Raw genomic sequence first — 23328 nt, 5'->3', positions numbered from 1 at the left:
ATGCCCGACGCCCCGCTCAGGAGAACACGACGAGCGCGTACAGCAGGAACGCCATCAGGTGGGCGCCGCCGTGGACCGCGGTGACCTTCTTGCCGAAGAAGGATGTCACCGTCAGGAGCAGGGTGACGCCGAGCAGGACGAGGTTCGCGGGTGTCTCGGCGAGGTGGACGGTCTGGCCGGTGAACAGGCCGATGGTGAGGACGGCCGGGATGGTCAGGCCCACGGTGGAGACCAGCGCGCCGTGGCACAGGTTGCTCACCCGCTGGATCTCGCCGGTGTACGCGGCGCGGATCGTGGTGATCGTCTCCGGCAGGAAGACGATCATCGCGATGAGGATGCCCGACAGTTCCACCGGGGCGCCGATGCGGCCGAGGCCTTCGTCGAGGAGGGTGGCCATGTCGTGGGAGAGCAGTACGACCGGGATGACGGTGAGGACCAGGACCACGGCGCGTGAGAGCACCTCGGTGCGGTGGGCCGACAGGACCTCCTTGATGCCGGGGTGGCTCGGGCCCTCTGTGGCTGCCGCGGACGTGGCCGGCTCGGCGGTGACCTCCTGGAAGTCGCCGCTCTGGGGGCCCATCTGGCGCCAGAGGAAGAAGACGTAGAGCGCCAGGGTGGAGACGAGGATCGGCACCTCCTGGCCGGCCGTGTACGCGCCGTCGTCGCCGATCAGGCCGGGCAGGGCGAACGCCGTCGCCAGCAGGACCACCAGCAGGGACACGTACGAGGACACACCGGCGCGGTTGGGGCGCAGGCTGCCGTGGCGGATGCCCGCGACGAGCAGCGCGATGCCGACCACGAGGTTGAGGATGATCATCGACACGGCCATCACCGAGTCACGGGCGATGGTCGCGTGTTCCCCCGGGCCGAGCATCACGGACGAGATCAGGATGACCTCGATCACCACGATCGACAGGGTGAGGACCAGGGTTCCGTAGGGGTCTCCCAGCCGGTGGGAGAGGCGCTCGGCCTGGGTGACCACGCCGAAGGCGCAGGCCACGATCACGAGGACGATGGCCGCGAGCAGCCCGAAGAGCACCGGGGTCGAGAGCGGGCCCTCCAGAGCGGGGCCTGCGATGAGCAGTGCGCCGAAGGCGATCCAGCCGAGCAGCAGCTGAGCCAGTGCCCGGGGAGTGAGAACGTTTCGGATGCCAGAGATGACCGACACGGGTCAGATCTCCCAATCTGCGGGCCGTCCCGGCGCTTGTCTCCCACGCACGGGCCGTCCCGGGCGCACCTACTGCCTTAAAGGGTACCTGAGTACGGCGCGGTTGCCGTCCTGAGCTGGGCCTGGGCTGGGCCTGGGCGGGATTTCGTTGGACGTCGCAGTGTGTGTTGAGCAGGATGGCAGCCGTGTCGGAGTCCGGGGGCATCTACGTAGTCGAGTACGACCCGTGCTGGCCTCAGCAGGCCGCGACTGCCATCGATGCCCTGCGGGCTGCGGTACCCGGGCTGTTCGTGGAGATCGAGCACATCGGCTCGACAGCTGTCCCCGGACTTGCCGCCAAGCCCGTCATTGATCTGATGGCCGCCGTCCACGACCTCCCGTACGCCGCGCTCCACCATGCGGCGCTCGCCGGCCTCGGCTTCCATCCGCATGACAACGGGATGACCGACCGGCTGCTGTACGTACGCGCGGATGACGCGGACAACGCGGACAGCGCGGGCAACAGGGTTCGCAGTCACATCCTCCACGTGGTGACCCTGGAGAGCTGGCCCACCCGGAACCAGCGCATCCTCCGGGACCACATGCGCACCCATCCCGAGGACGCCGCCCGCTACGCGCGGCTCAAGCGGGCGATCGTCGCCGCCGGAACCGGTGCGGGTGCGTACTCCCGGGCCAAGACGACGCTCGTGCAGGAACTCACCGACCGTGCGCGCGCACAGCGCGGTCTGCCGTCGGTGCCCGTGTGGGAGAAGCGGTGACCCGGCGGCGTCGGCGCCGCTGACGCCCGCTCGTACCCGCTCGACAGGACACCCTTGTTCCCTCCCACTCATTCCTATACCGTGTTTATTAAAGCCGGTTTCCATATGGGTGATGGGGGCAATGGACACTGCACGGGAGGCCGTTCAGGCGGAGCGGGCGGCGAATCAGGTCGCGTGTCTGGGGGTGTTGGCCGAGGCCGACGAGGCGTGCACGATCGGTGTGATCAGTGAGGCCACCGGCCTGTCACGGCCGACGGTGCGGGCCGTGCTCGACGACCTCGTCGAGCTCGGAATGGTCGAGAGTGTCAGCGCCGCGTCGGCAGGGCCCGGTCGGCCTGCCCGTGCCTTTCGGTTCGTACGGGAGGGCGGGCTTGTCGCCGGGGTCGACCTCGGGCCCCGAGGGGCGCGCGCGGTCATCTGCGACCTGTCCGGCCGCCGGGTGGGGTACGCGGAAGCGGCACCCGACGAGCACGGCGTCGAGGGCGCCGAGCAGCATGTCGGCCGGCACGCCGATCTCGCGTTGATCTCGCGCGCGCTCGACGCCGCAGCCGGTTCCTCGCTCGACCTCGGACAGCTGCGCGCGGTCGGCATCGCGCTGCCCGGTGTCGTCGAGGCGGACGGGCGGCTGCGCGCCAGTCTCGCGATGCCGGACCTGGCCGGTCTGCCGGTCGCGGAGCTGCTGGCGAAGGACCTCGGCCAAAAGCCCGTGGTCGTCGACAACGACATCAAGCTGGCCGGGCTCGCGGAGCAGCGCGCGGGCGCGGGCCGCGGGTATTCCGATGTCGTCTATCTGCAGATCGGTCACCGGCTGTCCGTGTCGATCGTGCTGGACGGTTCGATCCGGCAGGGCAGTCACCGGCTCGCGGGCGAACTCGGTGCGCAGCGCGGCATGCGCTGGACGCGGAACGCGCGGCGCGGGCAGTTGGTCTGGTCGTCGCGCCGGACGAGCGCGCAGGTGCTGAGCGCCGCCGCCGCGGGCGACGCCGAAGCGCAGGCCGAGGTCGAGGACTTCTGCGCGCAGATCGCCGAGCGGGTCGCGACCGTGCTGTTGGTGGTCGACCCGGAGGTGGTGGTCGTGCGGGGCGGTGCGGCGAAGGACGTCGGGGCGCTGCTGCGGCCGCTGGAGGCCGCGATCGAGAGGGAGTTGGTCTCGCCGGAGCGTCCGTCGTTCGTCGCGTCCGGTCTGGGGCGCGAGGCGGTGGTGCTCGGTGCCGTGGGCAACGCGTTCGACCGGTGCGGTTCGGAGATCTACGGGGTCCACGGCTATCCCAGCCCATGGGCCCGCATCACACACGACGTGGAGGGGATCACCAAGTGAAGCTCGGAGTCAGTTCGTACTGCTTCCGCCAGCTCATCGGCAGCGGCGAGATGGACCTGATCGGTGTGCTGGACTGGGTCGCGGCCTCGAAGGCCGGACACATCGAGATCGCCGCGACGGACGGGGCGTACTACCTGGAGAACGAACGCGTCGTACGTGACACGGCGAAGCACGCCGAGGACGTCGGTGTGCCGATCGTCAACTATCTGGTGAGCGGCGATCTGAGGGACGCGGACGGCAAGGAAGTCGACCGTCTGCGCCGGCAGTTGGACGTCGCGCAGGCCTTCGGCGCCGGGATCTTCCGGCACGACGTCGCGCCGTGGGCCTGGCGGGAGCGGGACCCGGGGGAGTTCGAGTCGACCTTCGAGAAGGTCGTCGAGGGCTGCCGCGCCGTCGCCGACCATGCGGCGGAGCTCGGCATGGTGTCGACCATCGAGAACCACGGCTTCTTCATGAACGGTGGCGAGCGGCTCGCCCGCCTCGTGCACGCCGTGGACCGTCCGAACTTCCGCGTCACCCTCGACCTCGGCAACGGCCTGTGCGTCGGCGAGGTGCCGGGGAAGACCGCCGCCGACCTGATCGACGTGGCGGCGTCCATCGGTGTGAAGGACTTCCACATCCGCCGCTCTGCGGGGGAGGGCTGGCTGAAGACGCTCGCGGGCGACTACCTCCTCGGCACCGTCTCGGGCCACGGCGACCTCGATCTGCCCGGCCTCCTCGCCCTGGCCGCCACCAAGCCCGACGTGCCGGTGAGTCTGGAATTCGAGGGCATGGAAGCGCCGCTGCCCGCCATCGAGCAATCCCTTGCGAACATACTTCGACTGACGACGGAAGGCTTGGCCTGACATGACGACGCGTATCGCTGTGATCGGCCTCGGGGCCATCGCCACCGAGCACCTGAGTGCCTATCAGAAGAACGAGCGGGCCGAGCTGGTCGCCGTGTGCGACATCGACCCGGAGCGGGCCAAGGCGCGGGCCGAGCAGTTCGACGTGCCGCGGGCCACGACCGACGTCGCGGAGATCCTCTCCGACCCGGACGTGGACGCCGTCAGTGTCTGTGTGCCGAACACCCTGCACGCCCCCATTGCCGAGGCGGCGCTGCGGGCCGGGAAGAACGTACTGATCGAGAAGCCGATGACGGTCACCGTCGCCGAGGCCGAGTCACTGGTCCGGGCCGTCGAGGAGACCGGCAAGGCGCTGCAGATCGGCTACGTACGGCGGTTCGCGCCGAACGCGCTGGTCACCAAGCGGTTCCTGGACGCGGGCGAGTTCGGTGACATCTACGCCGCGCGTGCCACGCTGCTGCGGGCCGCAGGGAACCCGGGCGGCTGGTTCGGTGATGTGGAGCTGTCGGGCGGCGGTCCGCTGATCGATCTGGGTGTGCACATCATCGACCTGTGCTGGTACCTGATGGGCAGGCCGAAGGCGGTGTCCGCGTCCGGTGTCACTTTCGCGCCGCTGGGCGCGCGGGACAACATCCAGAACCTCAAGCGGTACCGTGCCGCCTCGGCGGACCGGCCCAACACCGTGGAGGACTACGTCACCGCGCAGATCCGCTTCGAGGACGGCCAGGTGCTGGATGTGGACACCTCGTACTCGCTGCACGCCCGCAACGAGATCAGTGTGCGCATCCATGGTGACAAGGGTGGTGCGGAGATCGAGCCGGAACTGCTGATGCTCACCGAGCGGCACGACACGCTCCTGCATGTGCGGCCGCAGATCGACTCGCTGGGCTTTGACTTCAAGGCCGGGTTCGCGAACCAGATCGACCACTTCCTGCGGATCTGCCGGGGCGAGATACCCGCCGACGCCACCGCGGAACAGGGCCTGGAGATGGCCCGCATGCTCAGCGCCGTCTACGCCTCGGCGAAGAGCGGCGCCGAGGTGAAGATCGAGCGCTGACCCGGCCGATTCAGTTGCCCGGGACCGGCCAGTCCCGGGCAACTGGCATGCCCGGCTGCACGGTGTGCAACGCGGATCACAGTTCAGTCGCCACTTCCCAAGGGGTCTAGACCTCCTGGGTGAGAACGTGATGAGAATCTGCGTGCTCACGGGCATATCACGGGCACCACCACTTCCCTGCTGTACTGCTGTAAGAGGAGCCACCACCCATGAACCGACGCGTCATCGCAGCCACCAGCACCGCCCTGGCACTCGGGCTCACCGCCACCGCCTGCGGAGGGGGTGGCTCGGAGGGCGGCGGCGGGACCGACGGCAAGGGCAAGACGCTCAGCGTCTGGATCATGGAGGGGACCAACCCCGACGCGAAGCCCTTCTTCAAGGAGGCCGCAGCCGCCTTCGAGAAGAAGACCGGCGCCAAGATCAAGGTCGAGTACCAGCAATGGGCCAGCGCCCAGCGGAAGTTCACCACCGCCATCGAGGGCGGCGCCGACCAGGTGCCCGACGTCGCCGAGGTCGGTACGACCTGGGTGCCAGGCTTCGCCGACAAGGGGGCGCTCGTCGACGTCTCCGAGGAGGTAGACGAGGCCGGCCTGACCGACGACCTCGTCCCCGCCCTCAAGGACGCGGGCACCCTCGGTGGCAAGCAGTACGGCATGCCCTGGTACGCGGGCGTCCGCTCGGTCGTCTACCGCAAGGACATCTTCGAGAAGCACGACATCAAGCCCCCGACCACCTGGCAGGAACTGCGCTCGGCCGCCAAGACCCTGAAGAAGGAAGAGCCGAAGATGCTCGCCTTCCCCGTCGCGGGCGGCGCGGAGATGTTCGCCACGCCCTTCATCTGGGGCGCGGGCGGCGAACTCGCCGTCAAGCAGGGCGGCAAGTGGAAGTCGGGCATCAACTCGAAGAAGTCCGTCGAAGGCATCACGGCCTACACCGACCTCGCGCTCAAGGACAAGGTGTCGCCGGCCAAGGTGAACACCTGGACCGAGAAGGAGGTCGGCGACGCCTGGAACAAGGGCGAGGTCGCCATGTCCCTCTCCGGTAACTGGACCCCGAAGGCCTTCACCGCCGCCAACCCCGACCTCAAGGGCAAGCTCGGCGCCATCCCGGTCCCCGGCAAGGACGGCGGCATGTCCCCGTCGTTCCTCGGCGGCTCCTACCTCTCCGCGTTCAAGACGGACAAGGAGGCGCTGTCGTGGGAGTTCATCAAGCTCCTCACCACCGGCAAGTTCGCCAAGAAGTGGGCCGAGCAGTCCAGCTACCTGCCGCCCACCAACACCGACCTCGACAAGATGCCCGACAAGGACGACGAGCTGGTCAAGCCGTTCGTCAAGCAGTTCAAGGACGGCGGCGCGAGCGTCCCCAAGGCCAAGTCGTACACCGAGATCCAGGCCACCCAGGTCATCCCGAAGATGGTCCAGTCGATCCTCGCCGGCAAGGCCACGCCGCAGCAGGCGGCCGACAAGGCGGCCAAGGAAATGGACGCCATCTTCGCGCAGAGCGAGTGACACCCGCCGTCGAACGGCGCACGTGTACGTGACGGCGGCGGCCGGCGAGTGACACCTGGTGGCTCCCAGGACCGACCGGTGAGTCACTCCCGCGCCGCCCCCTCAACTCTCCCCGCACATCCGACCATTGAGAGCGATCCATGAACCGCACGCTCGCCACCAAGGCCGTGGACGCCCCGGAGAGCCAGGGCAGCCGGCCGTCCGTGCCCCCGCCCTCGCCCGAGTCCGAACGCCTGCTGAAGCGCAAGCGGCGCACCACCCTCACCCGGCCGTGGCTGCTGCTCGCCCCCTCCCTCGTCGTCCTCGCGGGACTGCTGCTGTGGCCGATGATCCAGGTCGGGATCCTGTCGCTGCAGGACTACGAGGTGAAGTTCGGCGGCGGCGTCGCCACCTTCACCGGCTTCGACCACTACGTGGAACTCCTCAGCGGCGATCTGCTGTGGAAGACGGTGCTGCCCAACACCGCGTTCTTCGCGGTGGCGTGTGTCGGCCTGACGGTGGCGCTCGGCACGGCGATCGCCCTGCTCCTGGGCCGGCTCGGCACGGTCTGGCGGACCATCTGCTCCACCGCGATCATGGCTGCTTGGGCGATGCCCGCGGTAACCGGCACCTACGTGTGGATCTGGCTCTTCCAGCCGGGCGACGGCCTGTTCAGCGCGCTGGTGGGCGGCTCCGACTCCAGCAACTGGTTCACCGACCGCCTCTCCTTCTACGCCATCGGGACCCTCAACGTGGTCCACCACGGCTTCCCGTTCGTCGCGATCACCGTCTTCGCCGGGCTCCTGACCATCCCCAAGGAGCTATACGAGGCGGCGATGCTGGACGGCGCGAACGCCTGGCAGCGGTTCTGGAAGGTCACCGTGCCCGCCATCAAGCCGGTGTTCCTCGTGGTGACGATCCTGTCGACCATCTGGGACTTCAAGGTGTTCACGCAGATCTTCCTGATGCCCGGAGGCCAGGGCCAGAACGAGCAGGTCGAGAACCTCGGCGTCTACTCGTACCTCGAGGCCTTCGCCAAGGAGGACTATGGAATGGGCGCCGCCGCGGCGGTCCTGCTCACCCTCCTCCTGCTCGTGATCACCATCATCTACATCCGCACCCTGTTCCGGCAGGGCGAGGAGGACCTGTGAGCACCACCGACATGCCTGCCACGACGCGGTCCTCCCTCGGCTCCAAGGTCGGTCTGCCGGTCGCTGTCGCCGCCCTCCTGATCTTCACCCTGTTCCCGATCTACTGGATGGTCTCGACGGCTCTGGACCCGAAGGCCCAGAGCCGAGGAGCGGACCTCCTGCCCGGCGGCCTCACCCTCGACCACTTCACCACGGTCTTCGAGCGCGGCAACTTCGGTACGTACCTGCTGAACTCGGCGATCGTCGGCCTGGGGACGGTCGTGGTCTCCGCGGCCCTCGCCCTGTTCGCGGCGGTCGCGGTCGCCCGCTTCAAGTTCAAGTTCCGCACGTCCGTGCTGGTCATGGTCCTGATCGTGCAGATGGTGCCGCTCGAGGCGCTCGTCATCCCGCTGTTCATCCAGATGCGCGACTACGACATGCTCAACAGCCTCCTCGGCCTGACCATCGTCTACACCGCGCTGTCGCTGCCCTTCGCCATCTGGACGCTGCGCGGCTTCGTACAGACCGTGCCGAAGGACATCGAGGAGGCGGCGTACATCGACGGCTGCTCCTGGTGGCGGATGTTCCGCTCCGTGCTGCTGCCGCTGGTCGCGCCGGGTCTTGTCGCCACGTCGATCTTCGCGTTCATCACCGCGTGGAACGAGTTCGTCTTCGCGTACACCTTCATGAAGAGCAGCGACAAGTACACGGCCGCGGTCGGCATCTTCCAGTTCTTCGGCGAGAACACCACGAGCTGGGGCCCGGTCATGGCCAGCTCGACGCTGGTCACGGTGCCGGTCCTGATCTTCTTCGTGGCGGTCCAGCACCGGCTCGCGTCCGGGCTCGCGGCGGGGGCGGTCAAGGGCTGATCCCTTGGCGCCGGGGGTGTGTTGGTGTCAGTCGTCGTACTGCCACTGCCTGTCGTCCTCGCCCTCGTCCGGGATGGGCCCCAGAAGGGTCCAACCAGGGCTGAGGGAGCGGGTGGAGCGAAAACCCCGGGTGTCCGCGTACGAGTCGGGGTCGGTGTCGGCGGGGGCGTGCATCAGCGTGTAGATCGGCGGGTCGTTTCCGTAGAAGCGGAAGAAGACGCGGCCCTTGTCGTGCGACTGGTACAGGATCACGTCGGTGCCCCAGAGGGCGTCGTACGTGGCCTGATCCCGCGGCGTCGTCGGCTCGCACTCCTCGGGACGCCCGGCCTCACGGACGCAGACGCGGGGCTGGATCCAGGTGATCACTTCGGCATCCGGGTGGGCGGCCGCCAGCTGTCGCATGCGGGCGTCGGCCCTGGCGAAGGCGGCCTGCCGGGGCTCGATCCGCTGCTCCAGCTTGTCGAAGCGCCGCTCGTCGAAACCGCTGCCGAAGTGCCAGCCCAGCATGGCGAAGACGGCGACCCGCCAGGCCAGGACGCCCGCCGCCACGACGATCAGCGTGACGAGCAGGATCCGGCCCGGCGAGCGCCGCCTTGCGCGCCGCTCAAGCTCTAGGGAGTCAGAACGACCCACTGATGGGCACCTCGACGTCTGCCTGGGCGATCGGCGGGGTGTACTTCCCGTCGAACCGGTCGTAGTGCTGCAGCGTAAACCAGTCGATGAAGCCGTACGTGGTGATCTCGTCGTCCGGGTCGAGACCGAAGTGGTCGTAGGAGTGGAAGCGCAGTGTCCCGGAGAACGTGTTCCCGCTGACCGTGTAGTTCTTCAGCTCGATGGTGTGCCCGTGGAACTGGTGGATGGCGATGGACAGCGCCCGCTGGTTGTCGTCGGTGGCGGAGAAGTCGTACACCGGGTACTGCAGCCCCGTGCGGTTGAACTCCTGGTACAGCAGGTTCCGGTCGAGCTTGTCGTCGACCGTGAACGGCGCCGTGTCACCACGGTTCTCCTGGAGGAGCCGGGTGATGATCCCGCCGGCCTTCTCGAGGTACTGCTGCTCCTGCGGCGATGACGCGACCGCCCGGGACAGGGCGGTGCCGGAGCCGACCGTCTGGAAGCGGGACGGGTCGAAGTTGTCGTCCACCGTGACGCTGCCGGCACTCTCGCCGCCGCGGCCGTAGCGGAATCCGTTGTACAGGTCGACGACCGCCTGCTGGTGGTCGTAGTCCGCGCCCGCCTTTCCGGCGTTCATGATGCTGTTGAACTCGCCCCACATCCAGGACTCCGGGGTGAACGAGGCGACGTAGAACTGCCAGCTGAGATCGGTCAGTTCGTCGTAGGTGTAGTCGTTGAACGTCAGGTCGTCCGCCACCAGCGGGTTCAGTGGCACCTTGACGTCACTCGGGTCGGCCTCCTTGCGGTGCCCCTCCCGGTTCGCGGACTGGTGGATCAGCATGTTCGTCGGCACGACCACCAGGGGCTGCTTGTCGGCGCCGTCGCGCTTCCCGTCGCCGTCCGAGTCCCGCTTCAGCGGATTCGAGGCGAGCTTCGCGTAGACCTGGTCCGCCGCCCCCTTCAGCTTCCCGGTGACGACCTCGAGCTCCTTGCCGTCCTCGACCGAGTCGCCGTCCGAGTCCGGGTTGTCGGGGTCCAGCTTTCCGACGGGCAGCCCGTTGCCCGTGAGGATGCGGCCGTCCCGGATCTGCCGCTCGTCGTGGTCGCTGATCCCGTCCTTGTCGGTGTCCTTGGACTGCTTCGCGTCCTGGGCGGCCTTGGTGCGGGCGCCCTGCTCGACCGCCTTGTCGAAGGCACGGCTGTCGAGCACGACGTACTTGGCCGGGCCGCCGGCCGTGGCCGTGATGGTGTGTCCGTCGAGCCGCTGGTCCGCCACCTTCACCAGGCGCTGGGACGTGTCGTCGTAGCGGTAGACGGCCGGCTCGGCAGCGGGACCGGTCCGCTCCGGGTCGAGGGTGAAGGACACCTTCGCCCGGTTGGATGTCGATGTCTGGTCGGACGAGAGCTGGAACCCGTTGCCCAGATAGCCCGGCGTGGACTTCGGGAACTGCTTCTGGTCGGCCGGGAGTTGGGTAATGTCGAAGCCCTGCACCTGCTCGGGACGCAGGCCCTCGGCTGCGGCGGAGGCCTCGGTGACGCCGCCGTCCGTCGTGCGCGTCACGTCGAAGGTGGACTGGGCGTCGCGCGGATCGGAGCCGATACGGCTCTCCTGGCCGTCCTCCACGCCGTCGCCGTCGGTGTCGGCCTTGACGGGATCGGTGCGCTGGGCGGACTCCTTGCCGTCCGTCAGGCCGTCGGCGTCGGTGTCCGGGTTGCCCGCGGCGGTCTTGAGCTTCAGCTCACGCAGGTTGGTGAGGGTGTCACCGTCGGGGTCCTCCCGGCCGTCGGGGGTGCCGTCGCCGTCGGTGTCGCGCTTGAGGGCGTCGCTGCGGTTGCCGAGTTCGACGAAGTCGGTCAGGCCGTCGTGGTCGGTGTCCTTGGCCCTCGGGTCGAGCTTGGCGCGCTGCTCGATGTCGTCCGTGAGGCCGTCGCCGTCCGTGTCCTTGGTCGGACTCGCGCCGTCCTTGGCGAAGTTCGCCCAGGTCGGGGTGTGTGCGCTGCCGTCGGGCCTGGCGCTGTACCAGAGGGTGGAGGTCTTGCCCGGCTCGATCACCTTGTTCGCCGGGGTGCTCTGGAAGGTGGCACGGTCGCCCTGCCCGGAGTCAAGGCGTACCGCGTCGGTGGCGGTGATCCGGTCGGGCAACTCGAAGGTCAGGGACCAGTCGTTGATCCTGCGCTTGGAGAGGTTCTCGATCTGGAACCGCGCGAGGTACGAGCCCTTGGACGTCTTCTCGCGGATGGCCGCAGGCGCCTTGCCCCGCAGCGGATCCCCGGCGTCGAGCTTGAGGTACGAGATCTCTACCTCGGTGTCCCGGTAGAGCGTCTTGCCTGGACTTGAGCCGCCGCCGTCGTCGTCGGCGCCGATGGCCGACGGTGTTGCGGCTCCGAGCAGAAGTAACACGGCGCTGAGCGGAATCGTGACGCGTCTGTACACGGTGCCTCCCACGTATGGAAAGTTCCCTGCCGTCGCGAAGTAGCCCCCGTTTCACGGCACTTCACTGGTCTGCCGGGGCAGCCTATACAGCCGTGAGTGGCGGTCCCTCGATAGTCCGGAGGGGATATTGGGGAGGAGGTTATGACTCCGTTTAGGGCGGTACGCGAATGGCCCTTACTGGTTTGCCGCGGTCAGACGGTGGCGGTGTCGTCGTCGGTGCCGGTGTCGGGCTGGACGAGGCGGGTGAGAGCCGGGCCCATGGCTGTGAGGGGGAGGACGAAGTCCACCTTGCCGGTGCTGATCGCGGCCTTGGGCATGCCGCGGAACTCGGCCGTTTCCGGGTCCTGGACGATGACCGTGCCGCCGTGTGACTTGACCGCTTCGATGCCCCGGGCGCCGTCGCTGTCGGAGCCGGTGAGTACGCAGCCGATGACGCCGGAACCGTATGCCTTCGCCGCCGATTCGAAGAGGGGGTCGGCGGCGGGGCGGGCGAAGTTGACCCGGTCCTCCTGCGTGAGCGCCAGTGTCCCGTCGTCCGCTACGCACAGGTGCCGGTCGGGCGGGGCGATGTAGACCGTGGCTGCCTGCGGGCGCTCCCCGTGCTCGGCGAGCTTGACCGACAGGAGGGTGGCACGCGACAGGACGGCCACGATGTGTGTCTCGCGGGATCGTTTGAGGTGCTGGGCCACCAGTACCGGCACGGGCAGGGCGGGTGTCAGACCGCCCAGGAGTGTGCCGAGGCCCTGAATGCCGCCGGCCGAGGAAGCGATCAGCACGGCTGCCCACGGGCCACGGTCGTCGTCTGGGGGATTCGTCTCCACCCGCGAAGGCTAGCGCGCACCGCGGCCCGGGCAGCGGACCTCGGCATCCCGGGTGATGGCGCCGCAGGGGTGGGCCGGTACGGGCAGCGGCCCCGTACCGGCCCACCCCCTCACAGCATCAGCAGCGTGCGGTTCGCCGCCCGGCCCGTGGCCCGGAGCGGGAGGACCGCGAGGCGGATCAGGACCAGGGCGTTGTCGTCGCCCGCGACCCGGTTCGTGGAGAGTTCGCCGCACGCCAGGCACTCGTGGACGATCAGCCACTCGCCGTCCGGGCGGCAGGACACCGTCAGCGCGTCCATCCGGCCCCGGCACTCCGACGCGCGGTCGCCGGGGATGCGGGCGTCCACGTGCAGGCTGGTCAGGCAGTTCGGGCAGTGGTTCCGGTGCCCGCTGCCCGGGGCGTCCAGGGACACGTCCAACCGGCAGCCCGCGCAGCGGAAGTCGCGGGTGCGGTGGCCGTCGCGCTGGGCGTGGAGGACGTCCTTGTCGCGCTGGCGGCGCCGCCGGGAGGCGGGGACGTCGGACGACGTCCGGTTACGGCGTGGCATGCCGGGCCTCCCCGCTCACAGCGTTCCGAACGCTTCGAGAGGGAAAGGTGGTTGGGCCAGTGGCCGCACCGCCATCCGCATCAGCACCAACTGGTTGTCGTCCGGGCTCACCGGGTTCGAGGTGAGCTCGTCGCACCGCACGCAGCGGTGGACGATCATCCAGTCGCCTGTCCGCAGGACGGCGATGGCGATCGGGGACATCCGGCCGTGGCACTCGGTACGGCCGCCCTGAACGTGGTCCAGGACATGCCGCGAGTGCAGACACGAAGGGCAGTGGTTACGGCTGCGGCCGTCCGGATCGGCCAGGGTCACGGTGAGACCGCACCAGGCGCAGACGAACGTACTGGTCTTGAGGGTGGGGCTGGGGTTCGGGTTGGGGGTGTGCTCGGACACCTGTGCTCCTTGCTGGGGAGTTGGTCATCGACAGCAAGAGCAGGCCGAGCGGCCTCGACGGCGCGACCGGGTTGGTCGATTATGCGCGGTGTGTACGTGCAGTCCGTGTATGCAGTACGTCGCGGTGAGGCGCGCTCGGCGCGGGCCGGGTCATCAAGACACCCTCTCGGTGGGCGCGAGGCCCGGTCGTTCGGCCGCATCGGCAGGGAGCCGTGCGGAAGTATCCGTGGGGAAAGGGTAGGCAGGCCGGCGGCGCGTAGGCGAGTGAATATTTCCGCGCACGTCAGCAGGCCTGCGCCAGGGTGCGTCACTCCGTCGGCGACGGCAGCTCCGCGGCCGCCCTGATGATGCCGTCCAGGACCGTCGCCACCTCCTTGCGCGGCTCCGCACGGCTCGCGCGGTGCCGGGCGATCAGGCGGCGGTAGCCGAGCCCCGGCACGGACACCGCCTTGACTCCCTCGACGGGCATGCCGAGCACGGCCAGGGACGGCACCACCGCGACGCCCAGTCCTCCCGCGACCAGCGCCAGGGCCGCGTTGTAGTCGTAGTAGCTGTGCGCGGTGCGGGCGGCGGTCATGCCGCGGCGTACGTGTTCGGTGGCGCCGTGGGCGGCGGCGTCCGAGTCGACGCCGAGCCAGGTGAGGTGTTCGAGGTCCGTCAGGGTGGTGGGGGTCGGGGTTCCTGCGGGCGTGACGACCACCCACGGTTCCTCGAGGATCGGCACGTCGCGGGTGCCCCGCGCGGACCTGCGGCCGATGGGGGTCTCGGCCTCCACGATCAGGAGGTCCACCGTCCCGGCGCGCAGCTCCTGCTGCGCCTTGTCGCCGTCCATCTCGTGGATCTGCAGCTCCAAACCCGGGAATTCGGCGCGCAGTTGGTGCACCAGCGGGACGAGCAGGGCCCGGATCACCGTCTGGAACGCGGCGATGACCACGGTGCCGGAGACCTCGTCGCGCAGGGCCGCCAACGACCGTGTGACGTCCGTCAGTTCCGACTCGATGCGTTCGGCCACCTCGGTGAGTACCCGGCCCGCCGCCGTGACCACCGCGCCGTGCGGCTGGCGGTCGAGGACCGGGGTGCCGACCTCGGATTCGAGGCGGGCGATCTGTTGCGACACGGCGGAGGGCGTCAGGTGCAGCACGTCGGCGGCCGCGAGGATCCCGCCCGCCCGGTGCACGGCGAGCAGAACGGCCAGTTTCCGCGGGTCCACATCCATTCAATTCAGCTTAACCCCCGGCGTAGAGAACTTCGATTGATCTGTATGCGGCGGGTGTCCACCATGGGGGACATGCAGGCAATCATGACCTCCGCGGCGACGGCAGCAGGGTGGGTAGGAGCCCTGAGCACGGCTGCCGCCTATCTGTTGGTCTCGCGTCGGGTCATCGAGCCGGACGCCCCGATGTTTCAGCTGATCAACATGCTCGGTGGCGCTCTTCTGGCCGTCTCCGCCGCCGCCAGCGGGGCATGGCCTTCGGTGACGTCGAACTTTGTCTGGGTCCTCATCGGCGTACAGGCGCTCGTCGGGGCCCGGAGCGGCGTACGGACCGTCGTCGGCCGCGTGACGGGAAGCTTCTCGCGGTGGCGAGGAGCCGGGCGGGCATGGAACCGGGCCACCGGGCGCTGAGGGCCTCCCGTTCCCCGGCGCCCGCCCTCCCGCCCGCGCTCAGCTGCCGAACACCGCCTCGACGAGCCGCTCCTGAGCCTTCATGAACGGGACCGCCAGGGTCATCGCGGCGTCGTCCACGTAGTTCAGCGCGGCGGTCAGGGTCCTGCTGCCGTCGGCCGTGCTGTACATCAGCGCCGCGTGGCCGCTGTGGCCACCGTTGTGGAACAGAAGGGTGCCGGCGCCTGCTTGTTGGATGCGCAGGCCGAGTCCGAAGCCGCTGTCGGGGTGCGGTGTGCTCATCTCGGCGAGGAGCGGGGCGGGGACGAGCTCGCCGCGGGCCAGTGCCGAGATGAAGGTGTGCAGGTCCCGGGTGGTGGAGATCATGTCGCCGCCCGCGTCGACCCAGGACGGGTTCTGGTGGCTGACGTCGACCGTGTGCGGGCGGCCGGCGTCCTCGTAGCGGTAGTAGGCGTGGGCGTACGGCTCGGGGATGTCCTGCGAGGTGCCCGGGACCACCGTGCCCGTCAGGCCGAGCGGGTCCAGGATCCGCTCCTGTGTCACCTCGGTGATCGGGCGGCCGGTGACGTTCTCGACCAGTAGCCGGGCCAGTACGTAGTTGGTGTTGGAGTAGCTCCAGCCCGCGCCCGGCTCGAACCGCGGCGGCTTCGACAGCGACAGCCGGGCCAGGTCCTGAGGGCGGTAGGTGTGGCAGCGGTTCTCCACCCACTCCTTGCCCGCGATGGTCGAGGTGATTCCGGGGACCACGGTCCCGTCCGGGTCGAACTCGCCGGTGTGGTTGAACACTCCGCTGGTGTGCTGCAGCAGCATGCGCACCGTGATCCGGCGGTCGAGGTCGAACTCGGGGAGGTGGTCGACGGCCGGCGCGTCGAGGTCGACCTTGCCCTCGGCGACGAGTTGCAGCACCAGGGTCGCGGTGAACGTCTTGGTGTTGCTGCCGATACGGACGTGCCCGTCGGCCGGGGGCCTGGCGTCTCGGTCCAGCTCGGCCGCGCCGGCGGTGGCGACCCACGCGCCCCGGTCGTCGTGCACCCGCAGCTGAATGCCGGTGATGCCGGAGTCGACGATCTCCTGGAGGATGCCGCGCAGTTGCGGACGGTCCTGGCCGACGGCGGAGTCGGTGGAGTCGGCGGCGAAGTCGGTTGCGGTGTGCGGGGACTGGCTCATGGCGGTCTCCTTGGTTCCTCTGGTTCTCTGGTCCTTTTGGTCCGCTGCCTGAAGTGGCAGTACGGCGAGCGTGGTCCCTGCCCTAAGGTCAAGGTCAAGCTTCAACGGGGGGAGTGGGAACGGATGCGTGCCAGAGATGGGCTCACCATCGGTCAGGCGGCGGCGTACGCCGGTGTCACGATCAAGACCGTGCGGCACTATCACCGGCTCGGCCTGGTCGCCGAGCCGGAGCGGGACACGTCGGGCTACCGGCGTTACGGCTCGGCCGAACTGCTCCGCCTCGTCCAGGCGCGGACCCTCGCCGGGGCCGGAGTGCCGCTCGCCGAGGTCGGTGAACTGCTCGACGCGGAGCCCGAGCGGTTCACCGCGGCCCTGGACGACGTCCACCGCCGCCTCACCGACCAGATCGAGGACCTCGTCGCGCGCCGCGACACGCTGCACCGGATCAGCCACGGGGACAGGGCCCTGCTGCCCGACCGGGCCTGCGCGGTCCTGGACCGGATGGCCGAACTCGGCTTCACCGTCGCGTACTTGAACACGCAGCGCGAGGCGCTGGTGCTCACCCGGGCCCTCGTCCCGGAGATGCTCGACAGCTTCCTTACCCGGCTGGAGCACCTGCTCGACGACCCCGAGCACGTCGACCTGACCAAGCGCGCTTGGGACGCGGGGGCCTGGCCGCCCGACGACCCGCGCCTCGACGAGCTGGCGGCGGAGCTCGCCGACAAGGTGCTGGCCGACCGCGAGCTGCTGGCGGCGGGCACCGGACTGCAGGGCCGGTCCGACAACGCGGCCCGCTACGCACTGGTCAACCGCCACCGCGAGGACGACGCGCCCTCCATCGCCCGGCTGAACGCACTGGTCGAGGCGCGGCTGCGCGCGGCCGGTGTCGACTTCCCGCAGGGATAGGCAGGGCGCCGACCGGTTGCGTGATCCCGGCCACGGGGCGCATTAATGCCCGCGACACCCGCGGCGATGTCGTGATCTGCTGGGATTGCCGTCATACCGGGAATGCCCCGCTGTGATGGCCCGTTGGGGAGTGAGTGCGCACCGCGTGTGCGTGCGCCGTTCTCCTGCCCTGCGGTGAGCACCCTGAGTGGCCCGGACCGCCGGGCCCATGACTTCGACCGACTCTTGCGAGGTACCGCCCCACATGAGCCAGCCAACCAACGTCGAGAACGTGGACGCACCCGGGGAGGGCGGCGGTACGGCCGCCCCGCCCGCGGACGGGACACCGGCGCGCGCCGGTATCCTCATCGCGGTCCTTGTCGCGTCCGCGTTCGTGATGATCCTCAACGAGACGATCCTGAGCGTCGCCCTGCGCGACCTCACCGTCGACCTGGGGGTCTCCACGACGACCGTGCAGTGGCTGACCAGTGGCTTCCTGCTGACGATGGCCGTGGTCATCCCCATCACCGGCTTCCTGCTCGAGCGCTTCTCCGCGCGCCAGATCTTCCTGGCCTCGCTGACGGCGTTCAGCACCGGCACCCTGATCAGCGCCCTCGCGCCCGGCTTCGGCATGCTGCTCACCGGACGCGTGGTGCAGGCATTCGGCACCGCGGTGATGATCCCGCTGCTGATGACGACCGTGATGCGCCTGGTCCCCGCGGAGCGCCGCGGGGCGATGATGGGCACCATCACGATCGTCATCGCGGTGGCCCCGGCCGTCGGCCCGACGGTGGGCGGCGCCGTGCTGTCCTCGCTGGGCTGGCGCTGGATGTTCTGGATCGTCCTGCCGCTGGCACTGGTGGCACTGGTGATCGGCGCGATATGGCTGCGCCTGGACAGCGAAACCCGGAAGGTACCGCTGGACGTGCTGTCGGTGGTGCTCTCCGCCATCGGCTTCGGCGGCGTCCTCTACGGCCTCGCCTCCATCGGCGAGTCCGGCGGCGGGGAGCACACCGTCGAACCGTGGATGCCGATCGTCGCCGGCCTGCTCTCCCTCACCGTGTTCGTGCTGCGCCAACTGCGCCTGCAGCGCCGGGACCGCGCCCTGTTGGACCTGCGCCCGCTGGCGAACCCCACCTTCTCCGTGGCCCTGCTGCTGTCCGCGCTGCTGTTCATGTGCATGCTGGGCGCGGCCGCGATCCTGCTGCCGCTCTACCTCCAGACGGTCATGGGCACGACCACCTTCGTCAGCGGCCTCGCCGTCCTCCCCGGCGGCCTGCTCCTCGGCGTCCTCGGCCGCCCGGTGGGCCGGCTCTACGACCGCGTCGGCGCCCGCCCGCTGGTGATCCCGGGCGCGGCCGCGCTGGCGGCGTCGCTGTGGCTGTTCTCGCTGCTCGACCCGGACTCCTCGCTGGCCGCGGTCATCGGCATGCACCTGCTGCTCATGGGCGGGCTCGGCCTGATGATGACCCCGCTGATGACGGCGTCCCTGAACGTGCTGCCGGACCACCTGCACTCCCACGGCAGCGCGATCCTCGCGACGATGCAGCAGGTCGCGGGCGCCTTCGGCACGGCGGTCTTCGTCACCGTGGCCTCCAGCGCGTCCGACGCCGCGTCCGGCGCGCCCGACGCGAGCGGCCTGAGCGCGGCGTTCGTCCTCGCGGGCGTCATCGGCCTGGTGGCGTTCGCGGCGTCGCTGTTCTTCGGGCGCGGGGCGCGCTCCGCGGCGTAGTCGGCGGCATAGTCGCAGAGGGGGCGGGCGAAACCCCGTCCGCCCCCGCCACGCTCACCGCACAGCGCGGCCCCGCGCCACCCGGTAGCCCGCGATCATGACCGCGAACCAGATCAGCCACACGTACAGGCCGAGCCGGGTGTCGCTGGAGGCGCCCATGAGGATCGCCACGAACGTGAGGCAGAGGAGGGCGAGCCAGTTGGTCACCGGGGCGCCCGGCATCCGGAAGCCGACGGTGGGCAGGAGCCCGGCGCGTACCTTGGACCGGTAGCGCAGATGCGCGACGAGGATCATGGCCCAGGTCCACATGCCCGCGTAGACGTTGACCGACGTGATGTAGACGAACGCCTTGTCAGGGGAGACGACGTTGACGACGACGCCGAACCCCATGATCAACGTGGACAGGATCACGGCGGGCAGCGGGAGCCGGCGGGCGCTGAGCCGTTTCATCGCCGCGGGCGCCTGGCCGCTGACGGCGAGGCCGCGCAGCATCCGCCCCGCCGAGTAGATGCCGGAGTTGCAGGCTGACAGGGCGGCGGTGAGGACGACGAAGTTCATGATGCCCGCCGCGCCAGGGATGCCGACGGCGGCCAGGACCTGCACGAACGGGCTGACCCCTGGCGTGTACTCGGTCCAGCTGAGCACGGACAGCAGGACGACGAGGGCGCCGATGTAGAACACGGCGATGCGTACCGGAAGGGTGTTGATCGCCTTGCGGAGCGTTTCCTTGGGGTTCTTCGCCTCCCCGGCGGTGAGGCCGACGAGTTCGATGCCCAGGTAGGCGAAGACGATGCCGTGCATGGCGAGCATGGACTGCCAGGCGCCGTGCGGGGCGAAGCCGCCGTCCGTCCACAGATGCCGAACGGACGCGGTGTCGCCGAGAGTTGAGAAGCCGAAGGTCAGGATGCCGATCCCGATGACGATCAGCGCGAGGATGGCGACGACCTTGACCGTGGCGAACCAGAACTCCAGCTCACCGAAGAGCGTGACGGAGACGATGTTCGCGACGAACAGCACCAGCAGCGCCACCCCCGCCGTGGCCCACACCGGGACGGCGGGCCACCAATAGGCGATGTAGTGGCCCGCCGCCGTCACCTCCGCCATGCACCCGACGGTCCACGCGAGCCAGTACGACCATCCGGTGGTGAAGCCCAGGAACGGGCCGCAGAACTCGCGCGCGTAGTCCGCGAAGCTTCGTGACGTGAGCCGGTAGGTCATCAGCTCGCCCAGGGCTCGCATGATGAGGAAGATGATGACACCGGCGGCGGCGTAGCACGCGATCACGCTCGGCCCGATCCGGGCGATGACTGTGCTCGACCCGTAGAAGAGGCCGGTGCCGATCGCGCCGCCGATGGCCATCATCTGGATCTGGCGGGATGTGAGGCCGCGCCGGTAACCCTCGTCGGGCGGGCCCGCTTGTCGGCTCTCGTCAGCCGTGTCCACCGGCCGGCTCATTGCGCGGTCGCCTCCATGAGTGCGCGCTCGATGGCATCGGCGGCGCGGTGGGCCTGCTCCATGCTCAGCACCAGCGGCGGCTTGATCTTGAGGACGTTGTCGCCGGGGCCGTCGGTGGACAGCAGCACGCCGTCCCGCTTCGCGGCCTCCACCACCCGCTTGGCGAGCGCGTGGTCCGGTTCCTTGGTGTCCCGGTCGACGACGAGGTCCGCGCCGAGGAACAGACCTCGCCCGCGTACGTCGCCGATCGCCGGGTGGTGTTCCGCCATCGCGGTCAGCCTCCCGCGCAGGTAGCCGCCGACACGCTCGGCGTTGGCCATCAGCCGCTCGTCCTCGACCACGTCCAGTACGGCCGACGCGGCGGCGCAGGACACGGGGTTGCCGCCGAAGGTGTTGAAGTACTCCATGCCGGTCCGGAACCTGCGGGCGACCTCCGGTGTGGTGACCACCGCGGCGATGGGGTGACCGTTGCCGATCGGCTTGCCCAGCGTGACGATGTCCGGGACCACACCGTGCCGCTCGAAGGCCCACATGTGCTCGCCGACCCGGCCGAAGCCGCACTGCACCTCGTCCGCGATGCACAGCGCACCGGCCGCGCGGGCCTCGGCGTACGCGGCGGGAAGGTAGCCGTCGGCGAGCTCGACCTGCCCGGCGCAGCCGGGGACCGACTCGTGGATGAAGGCGGCGGGGCCGGTGCCCGCGGCGGACAGGTCGGCGCACTGCGTCCGCAGGTGCTCGGCGTAGCGCGGCCCGTCAGGACCGTACGCGCCGCGGTAGGGGTCGGGGATGTCGCACACCCGCACCCGCTCGCCGGGCCCTGTCCCACCGGAGCGGTTGAACTTGTACGGGCTGATCTCGACCAGCGAGCTGAGGTTGCCGTGGTACGCCCAGTCGAGGGTGAGGATGTGCTCCCGGCCGGTGGCGGTGCGGGCCAGCCGCAGGGCCAGGTCGTTCGCCTCGCTGCCCGAGTTGGTCAGCATCACCACGTTCAGCGGGTCGGGGAACGTGGCGGCGAGCCGGCGCGCGTACTCGGTGATGTTCGCGTGCAGATAGCGGGTGTTGGTGTTGAGGCGGGCCGCCTGCTCGGCGATCGCGGCGACGACGTGCGGGTGGCTGTGGCCCACGTGGCAGACGTTGTTGACCAGATCGAGGTAGCGCCTGCCGTGCACGTCGATCAGCTCGGCGCCCTCGCCCGCCGTGATGTGCAGCGGCTCCGCGTAGCTCAGCGACAGGGTGGGGGAGAGGTTCGCGGTGCGGCGCGCGGCGATCTGCTCGGCACGCCGGTCCGGGGCGACGGCCGTCTCTCCCGGCGCGCGCAGTACGAGGTTCGGGTTCGGGCAGATGCTCTCCCACACGTCGGCCTCGCTCGGGCGGACCGCGCCGGGCAGATCCGTGGAACGGCCGAGGAGCGTGGTGAACAGCTGGACGTGGATGTGCGGGGGCCACCCGCCGTTCTCCGCCGCCGTGCCGAGACGCCCGATGGTGTCTCCGCGCCGTACGGTGTCACCGGCGCTCAGCCGCTCGACACTGTGCCGGTCGAGATGGCCCACCAGCAGCCAGAACGGGGTGCCGGCCCCGTCGGTGGCGCGGGTGCGGTGTTCGAGCAGGACGACACCGCCGTAGTCGTAGTCCGCGCCGCGGAACTCGACGGCCTTCACCGTCCCGTCGAACGGGGCGAAGACGGGCGCGCCCGCGACGTCGAACACGTCGAGGGCCATGTGCACACTGCGCCGCTCGCCGCCGGGACCACCGGCGAACGCCTCCGAGCGGTACACCACACGGTCCTCGCGGTACCGGCCGATGGTGAGTGTCCCGCCGTGGGCGGCACGGTGCGCGTCGATCGCCGCTCCCACTGCCGGGGTGCCGTGCTTGATGTCCATATCGGCCGGACCGTGCTCGGTCCAGTCGATGGTGTGTATCCGGGCGGTGGCCGGGTCGGTGCGCAGCATGGGCGCGGGGTCGCAGGCCGCGGAGCGCAGCCAGGCCACGATCTCCCGCTCCGCCGGGACGGGGCGGTAGCCGCAGGCGTCGCGGAAGCGGGCGACGAGCACCTCGCGCGGCTCGGCTTCGAGCGCCTCGACCAGTTCGCGGATCTGCGGCTGGCTGCTGTCCAGATAGGCGTTGTCCGGGTCGGCGGCGAGCTGCTCGACGGAGTTGGCGATGCTCATCGCCAGGCGGGCGTTGATCAGGTCCGGCAGCAGCCGCAGCTCGTCCGCCGACAGCGGGGCCTCGGCGTGGTACCCGGCGACCACCGCGCAGGCCGCAGCCACCGGGTCGGCCTCCCCGAGCTGGGCGTAGGCCGCGGCCACGGCCAGCCCGCACACCCGAGGGGCGCGCACCACGTCGCCGAAGTCGATGATGGCGGCGATCCGCCCGTCCGCGTCGAGCAGCACGTTGTTGTCGTTGGCGTCGTTGTGGATCGCCTGCTGCGGCAGGGCGCGCAGCTCGGGCAGCAGCTCGCCGAGCCGGGCCAGGGCGCTCGCCGTGAACTCCCTTACGTCGTCGGCGACATGGGGCAGCGCGCGTGCGAGGTCCCCCGCGCGCAGCGGGTGCCAGCGGAAGTCGCGGTCAAGGGCGGGGTGCTCGAATCCGGCGAGTACGCCGTCCAGGGTGGCGACCGCGGTGCCCAGGGCGTGCAGCCTGCCCGCGTCCGCCGGTCCTGCCTGGGAGTAGGGGGTTCCCGGAATCCACTCAAGAAGGTGCGCGGTGCGCTCGCGCCCGGCCACGGTCGCGGTGCTGGTGGCCACCAACGAGGCTGTGGGCAGCGCGGATTCGGTGCGCGCCAGGTGGGTGAGCAGGGCCTCCTGGAGCTCGATCTCCACGGGGCTGGTGCCGGCCGGGTACATCTTGAGCAGGTACTGCGGCCGGCCCGCCACATCCAGACGCGTGTTGTCGGTGGCTTCGCCGGGCAGCGGCACGGCCTCGGCATGGACGTCGAACAGGTCCGCGGCGAGGGCGGACAGCATCGTGGTCTGCATGCGCTGGAAGCTAGATTCCGGGTGCACCGAATGTCGATGGATCCTGC

At 69.8% G+C, this 23328-nt stretch carries 20 protein-coding genes; 10 read left to right on the top strand and 10 right to left on the bottom strand.

Annotated features, from left to right (window positions below):
• Positions 1-16: 16 nt before the first annotated feature.
• Positions 17-1168 carry a calcium:proton antiporter gene (locus ACFV9W_RS24295; RefSeq protein ID WP_385764297.1) on the bottom strand — a complete coding sequence of 384 codons (1152 nt, stop codon included), beginning with the start codon at positions 1166-1168 and terminating at the stop codon, positions 17-19.
• Between the two features lie 176 nt (positions 1169-1344).
• Between ACFV9W_RS24295 and ACFV9W_RS24290 the strand changes: the two genes are divergently transcribed.
• The 7 genes from ACFV9W_RS24290 to ACFV9W_RS24260 all read left to right on the top strand — a co-directional run bounded on the left by ACFV9W_RS24290 (position 1345) and on the right by ACFV9W_RS24260 (position 8632).
• Positions 1345-1926 carry a GrpB family protein gene (locus tag ACFV9W_RS24290; protein ID WP_385764295.1) on the top strand — a complete coding sequence of 194 codons (582 nt, stop codon included), beginning with the start codon at positions 1345-1347 and terminating at the stop codon, positions 1924-1926.
• A 121-nt stretch (positions 1927-2047) separates the two neighbouring features.
• Positions 2048-3244, top strand: coding sequence for an ROK family protein (locus ACFV9W_RS24285; protein ID WP_385764293.1), 1197 nt, complete (start codon positions 2048-2050; stop codon positions 3242-3244).
• Positions 3241-4089 (top strand): sugar phosphate isomerase/epimerase family protein, encoded by an 849-nt coding sequence (locus tag ACFV9W_RS24280; RefSeq protein ID WP_385764291.1) that lies wholly within the window; start codon positions 3241-3243, stop codon positions 4087-4089. The genes ACFV9W_RS24285 and ACFV9W_RS24280 overlap by 4 nt, the downstream gene beginning before the upstream one ends.
• A gap of 1 nt (position 4090) precedes the next feature.
• Positions 4091-5146, top strand: a complete 1056-nt coding sequence (locus tag ACFV9W_RS24275; RefSeq protein WP_385764289.1) for a Gfo/Idh/MocA family protein — start codon at positions 4091-4093, stop codon at positions 5144-5146.
• A 209-nt stretch (positions 5147-5355) separates the two neighbouring features.
• Entirely contained in the window at positions 5356-6654 is a 1299-nt protein-coding gene (locus ACFV9W_RS24270) for a sugar ABC transporter substrate-binding protein (protein ID WP_385764287.1), read from the top strand.
• A gap of 140 nt (positions 6655-6794) precedes the next feature.
• On the top strand, positions 6795-7784 hold the full coding sequence (locus tag ACFV9W_RS24265) for a carbohydrate ABC transporter permease (protein ID WP_385764285.1): 990 nt from the start codon (positions 6795-6797) through the stop codon (positions 7782-7784).
• A gap of 11 nt (positions 7785-7795) precedes the next feature.
• A complete protein-coding gene (locus ACFV9W_RS24260; RefSeq protein WP_385764440.1) occupies positions 7796-8632 on the top strand; it encodes a carbohydrate ABC transporter permease in 837 nt (278 codons plus the stop codon).
• 27 nt (positions 8633-8659) lie between these two features.
• Here the strand turns inward: ACFV9W_RS24260 and ACFV9W_RS24255 are convergent, their stop codons facing one another.
• The 6 genes from ACFV9W_RS24255 to ACFV9W_RS24230 form a co-directional block, all read right to left on the bottom strand.
• Positions 8660-9265 (bottom strand): hypothetical protein, encoded by a 606-nt coding sequence (locus tag ACFV9W_RS24255; RefSeq protein WP_385764283.1) that lies wholly within the window; start codon positions 9263-9265, stop codon positions 8660-8662.
• Positions 9252-11678: a DUF3289 family protein gene (locus ACFV9W_RS24250; RefSeq protein ID WP_385764281.1), complete on the bottom strand. Its 2427-nt coding sequence runs from the start codon at positions 11676-11678 to the stop codon at positions 9252-9254. Before ACFV9W_RS24250 ends, ACFV9W_RS24255 begins: the two co-directional genes overlap by 14 nt.
• Positions 11679-11869: 191 nt before the next feature.
• Positions 11870-12499 carry a chemotaxis protein CheB gene (locus tag ACFV9W_RS24245; RefSeq protein ID WP_385764279.1) on the bottom strand — a complete coding sequence of 210 codons (630 nt, stop codon included), beginning with the start codon at positions 12497-12499 and terminating at the stop codon, positions 11870-11872.
• Between the two features lie 110 nt (positions 12500-12609).
• Complete coding sequence (locus ACFV9W_RS24240; RefSeq protein WP_385764277.1) at positions 12610-13047, bottom strand: RNHCP domain-containing protein; 438 nt, start codon at positions 13045-13047, stop codon at positions 12610-12612.
• Positions 13048-13062: 15 nt separating this feature from the next.
• Entirely contained in the window at positions 13063-13440 is a 378-nt protein-coding gene (locus ACFV9W_RS24235) for an RNHCP domain-containing protein (protein ID WP_385764275.1), read from the bottom strand.
• A gap of 307 nt (positions 13441-13747) precedes the next feature.
• On the bottom strand, positions 13748-14656 hold the full coding sequence (locus ACFV9W_RS24230; protein WP_385764273.1) for a LysR family transcriptional regulator: 909 nt from the start codon (positions 14654-14656) through the stop codon (positions 13748-13750).
• 72 nt (positions 14657-14728) lie between these two features.
• Here ACFV9W_RS24230 and ACFV9W_RS24225 point away from each other — a divergent pair, with 72 nt between their 5' ends.
• A complete protein-coding gene (locus ACFV9W_RS24225; protein WP_385764271.1) occupies positions 14729-15064 on the top strand; it encodes a hypothetical protein in 336 nt (111 codons plus the stop codon).
• Between the two features lie 39 nt (positions 15065-15103).
• On the opposite strand, the gene ACFV9W_RS24220 is transcribed toward ACFV9W_RS24225, so the two are convergent.
• Entirely contained in the window at positions 15104-16231 is a 1128-nt protein-coding gene (locus ACFV9W_RS24220) for a serine hydrolase domain-containing protein (RefSeq protein ID WP_385764269.1), read from the bottom strand.
• A 123-nt stretch (positions 16232-16354) separates the two neighbouring features.
• Between ACFV9W_RS24220 and ACFV9W_RS24215 the strand changes: the two genes are divergently transcribed.
• Together ACFV9W_RS24215 and ACFV9W_RS24210 are read left to right on the top strand one after the other, a co-directional pair.
• Complete coding sequence (locus ACFV9W_RS24215) at positions 16355-17137, top strand: MerR family transcriptional regulator (protein WP_385764267.1); 783 nt, start codon at positions 16355-16357, stop codon at positions 17135-17137.
• A 244-nt stretch (positions 17138-17381) separates the two neighbouring features.
• Positions 17382-18848 (top strand): DHA2 family efflux MFS transporter permease subunit, encoded by a 1467-nt coding sequence (locus ACFV9W_RS24210; protein WP_385764265.1) that lies wholly within the window; start codon positions 17382-17384, stop codon positions 18846-18848.
• Positions 18849-18902: 54 nt separating this feature from the next.
• Here ACFV9W_RS24210 and ACFV9W_RS24205 read toward each other — a convergent pair whose 3' ends face one another.
• Positions 18903-20303: an amino acid permease gene (locus ACFV9W_RS24205; RefSeq protein WP_385764263.1), complete on the bottom strand. Its 1401-nt coding sequence runs from the start codon at positions 20301-20303 to the stop codon at positions 18903-18905.
• Positions 20300-23281, bottom strand: coding sequence for an aminotransferase class III-fold pyridoxal phosphate-dependent enzyme (locus tag ACFV9W_RS24200; RefSeq protein ID WP_385764261.1), 2982 nt, complete (start codon positions 23279-23281; stop codon positions 20300-20302). The genes ACFV9W_RS24205 and ACFV9W_RS24200 overlap by 4 nt, the downstream gene beginning before the upstream one ends.
• Between the last annotated feature and the right edge of the window lie 47 nt (positions 23282-23328).

The organism is Streptomyces sp. NPDC059897, assembly GCF_042730865.1.
Lineage (GTDB): Bacteria > Actinomycetota > Actinomycetes > Streptomycetales > Streptomycetaceae > Streptomyces.
The sequence above is the reverse complement of the archived record's forward strand: the minus strand, read 5'-3'. Positions and strand labels throughout refer to the sequence as shown.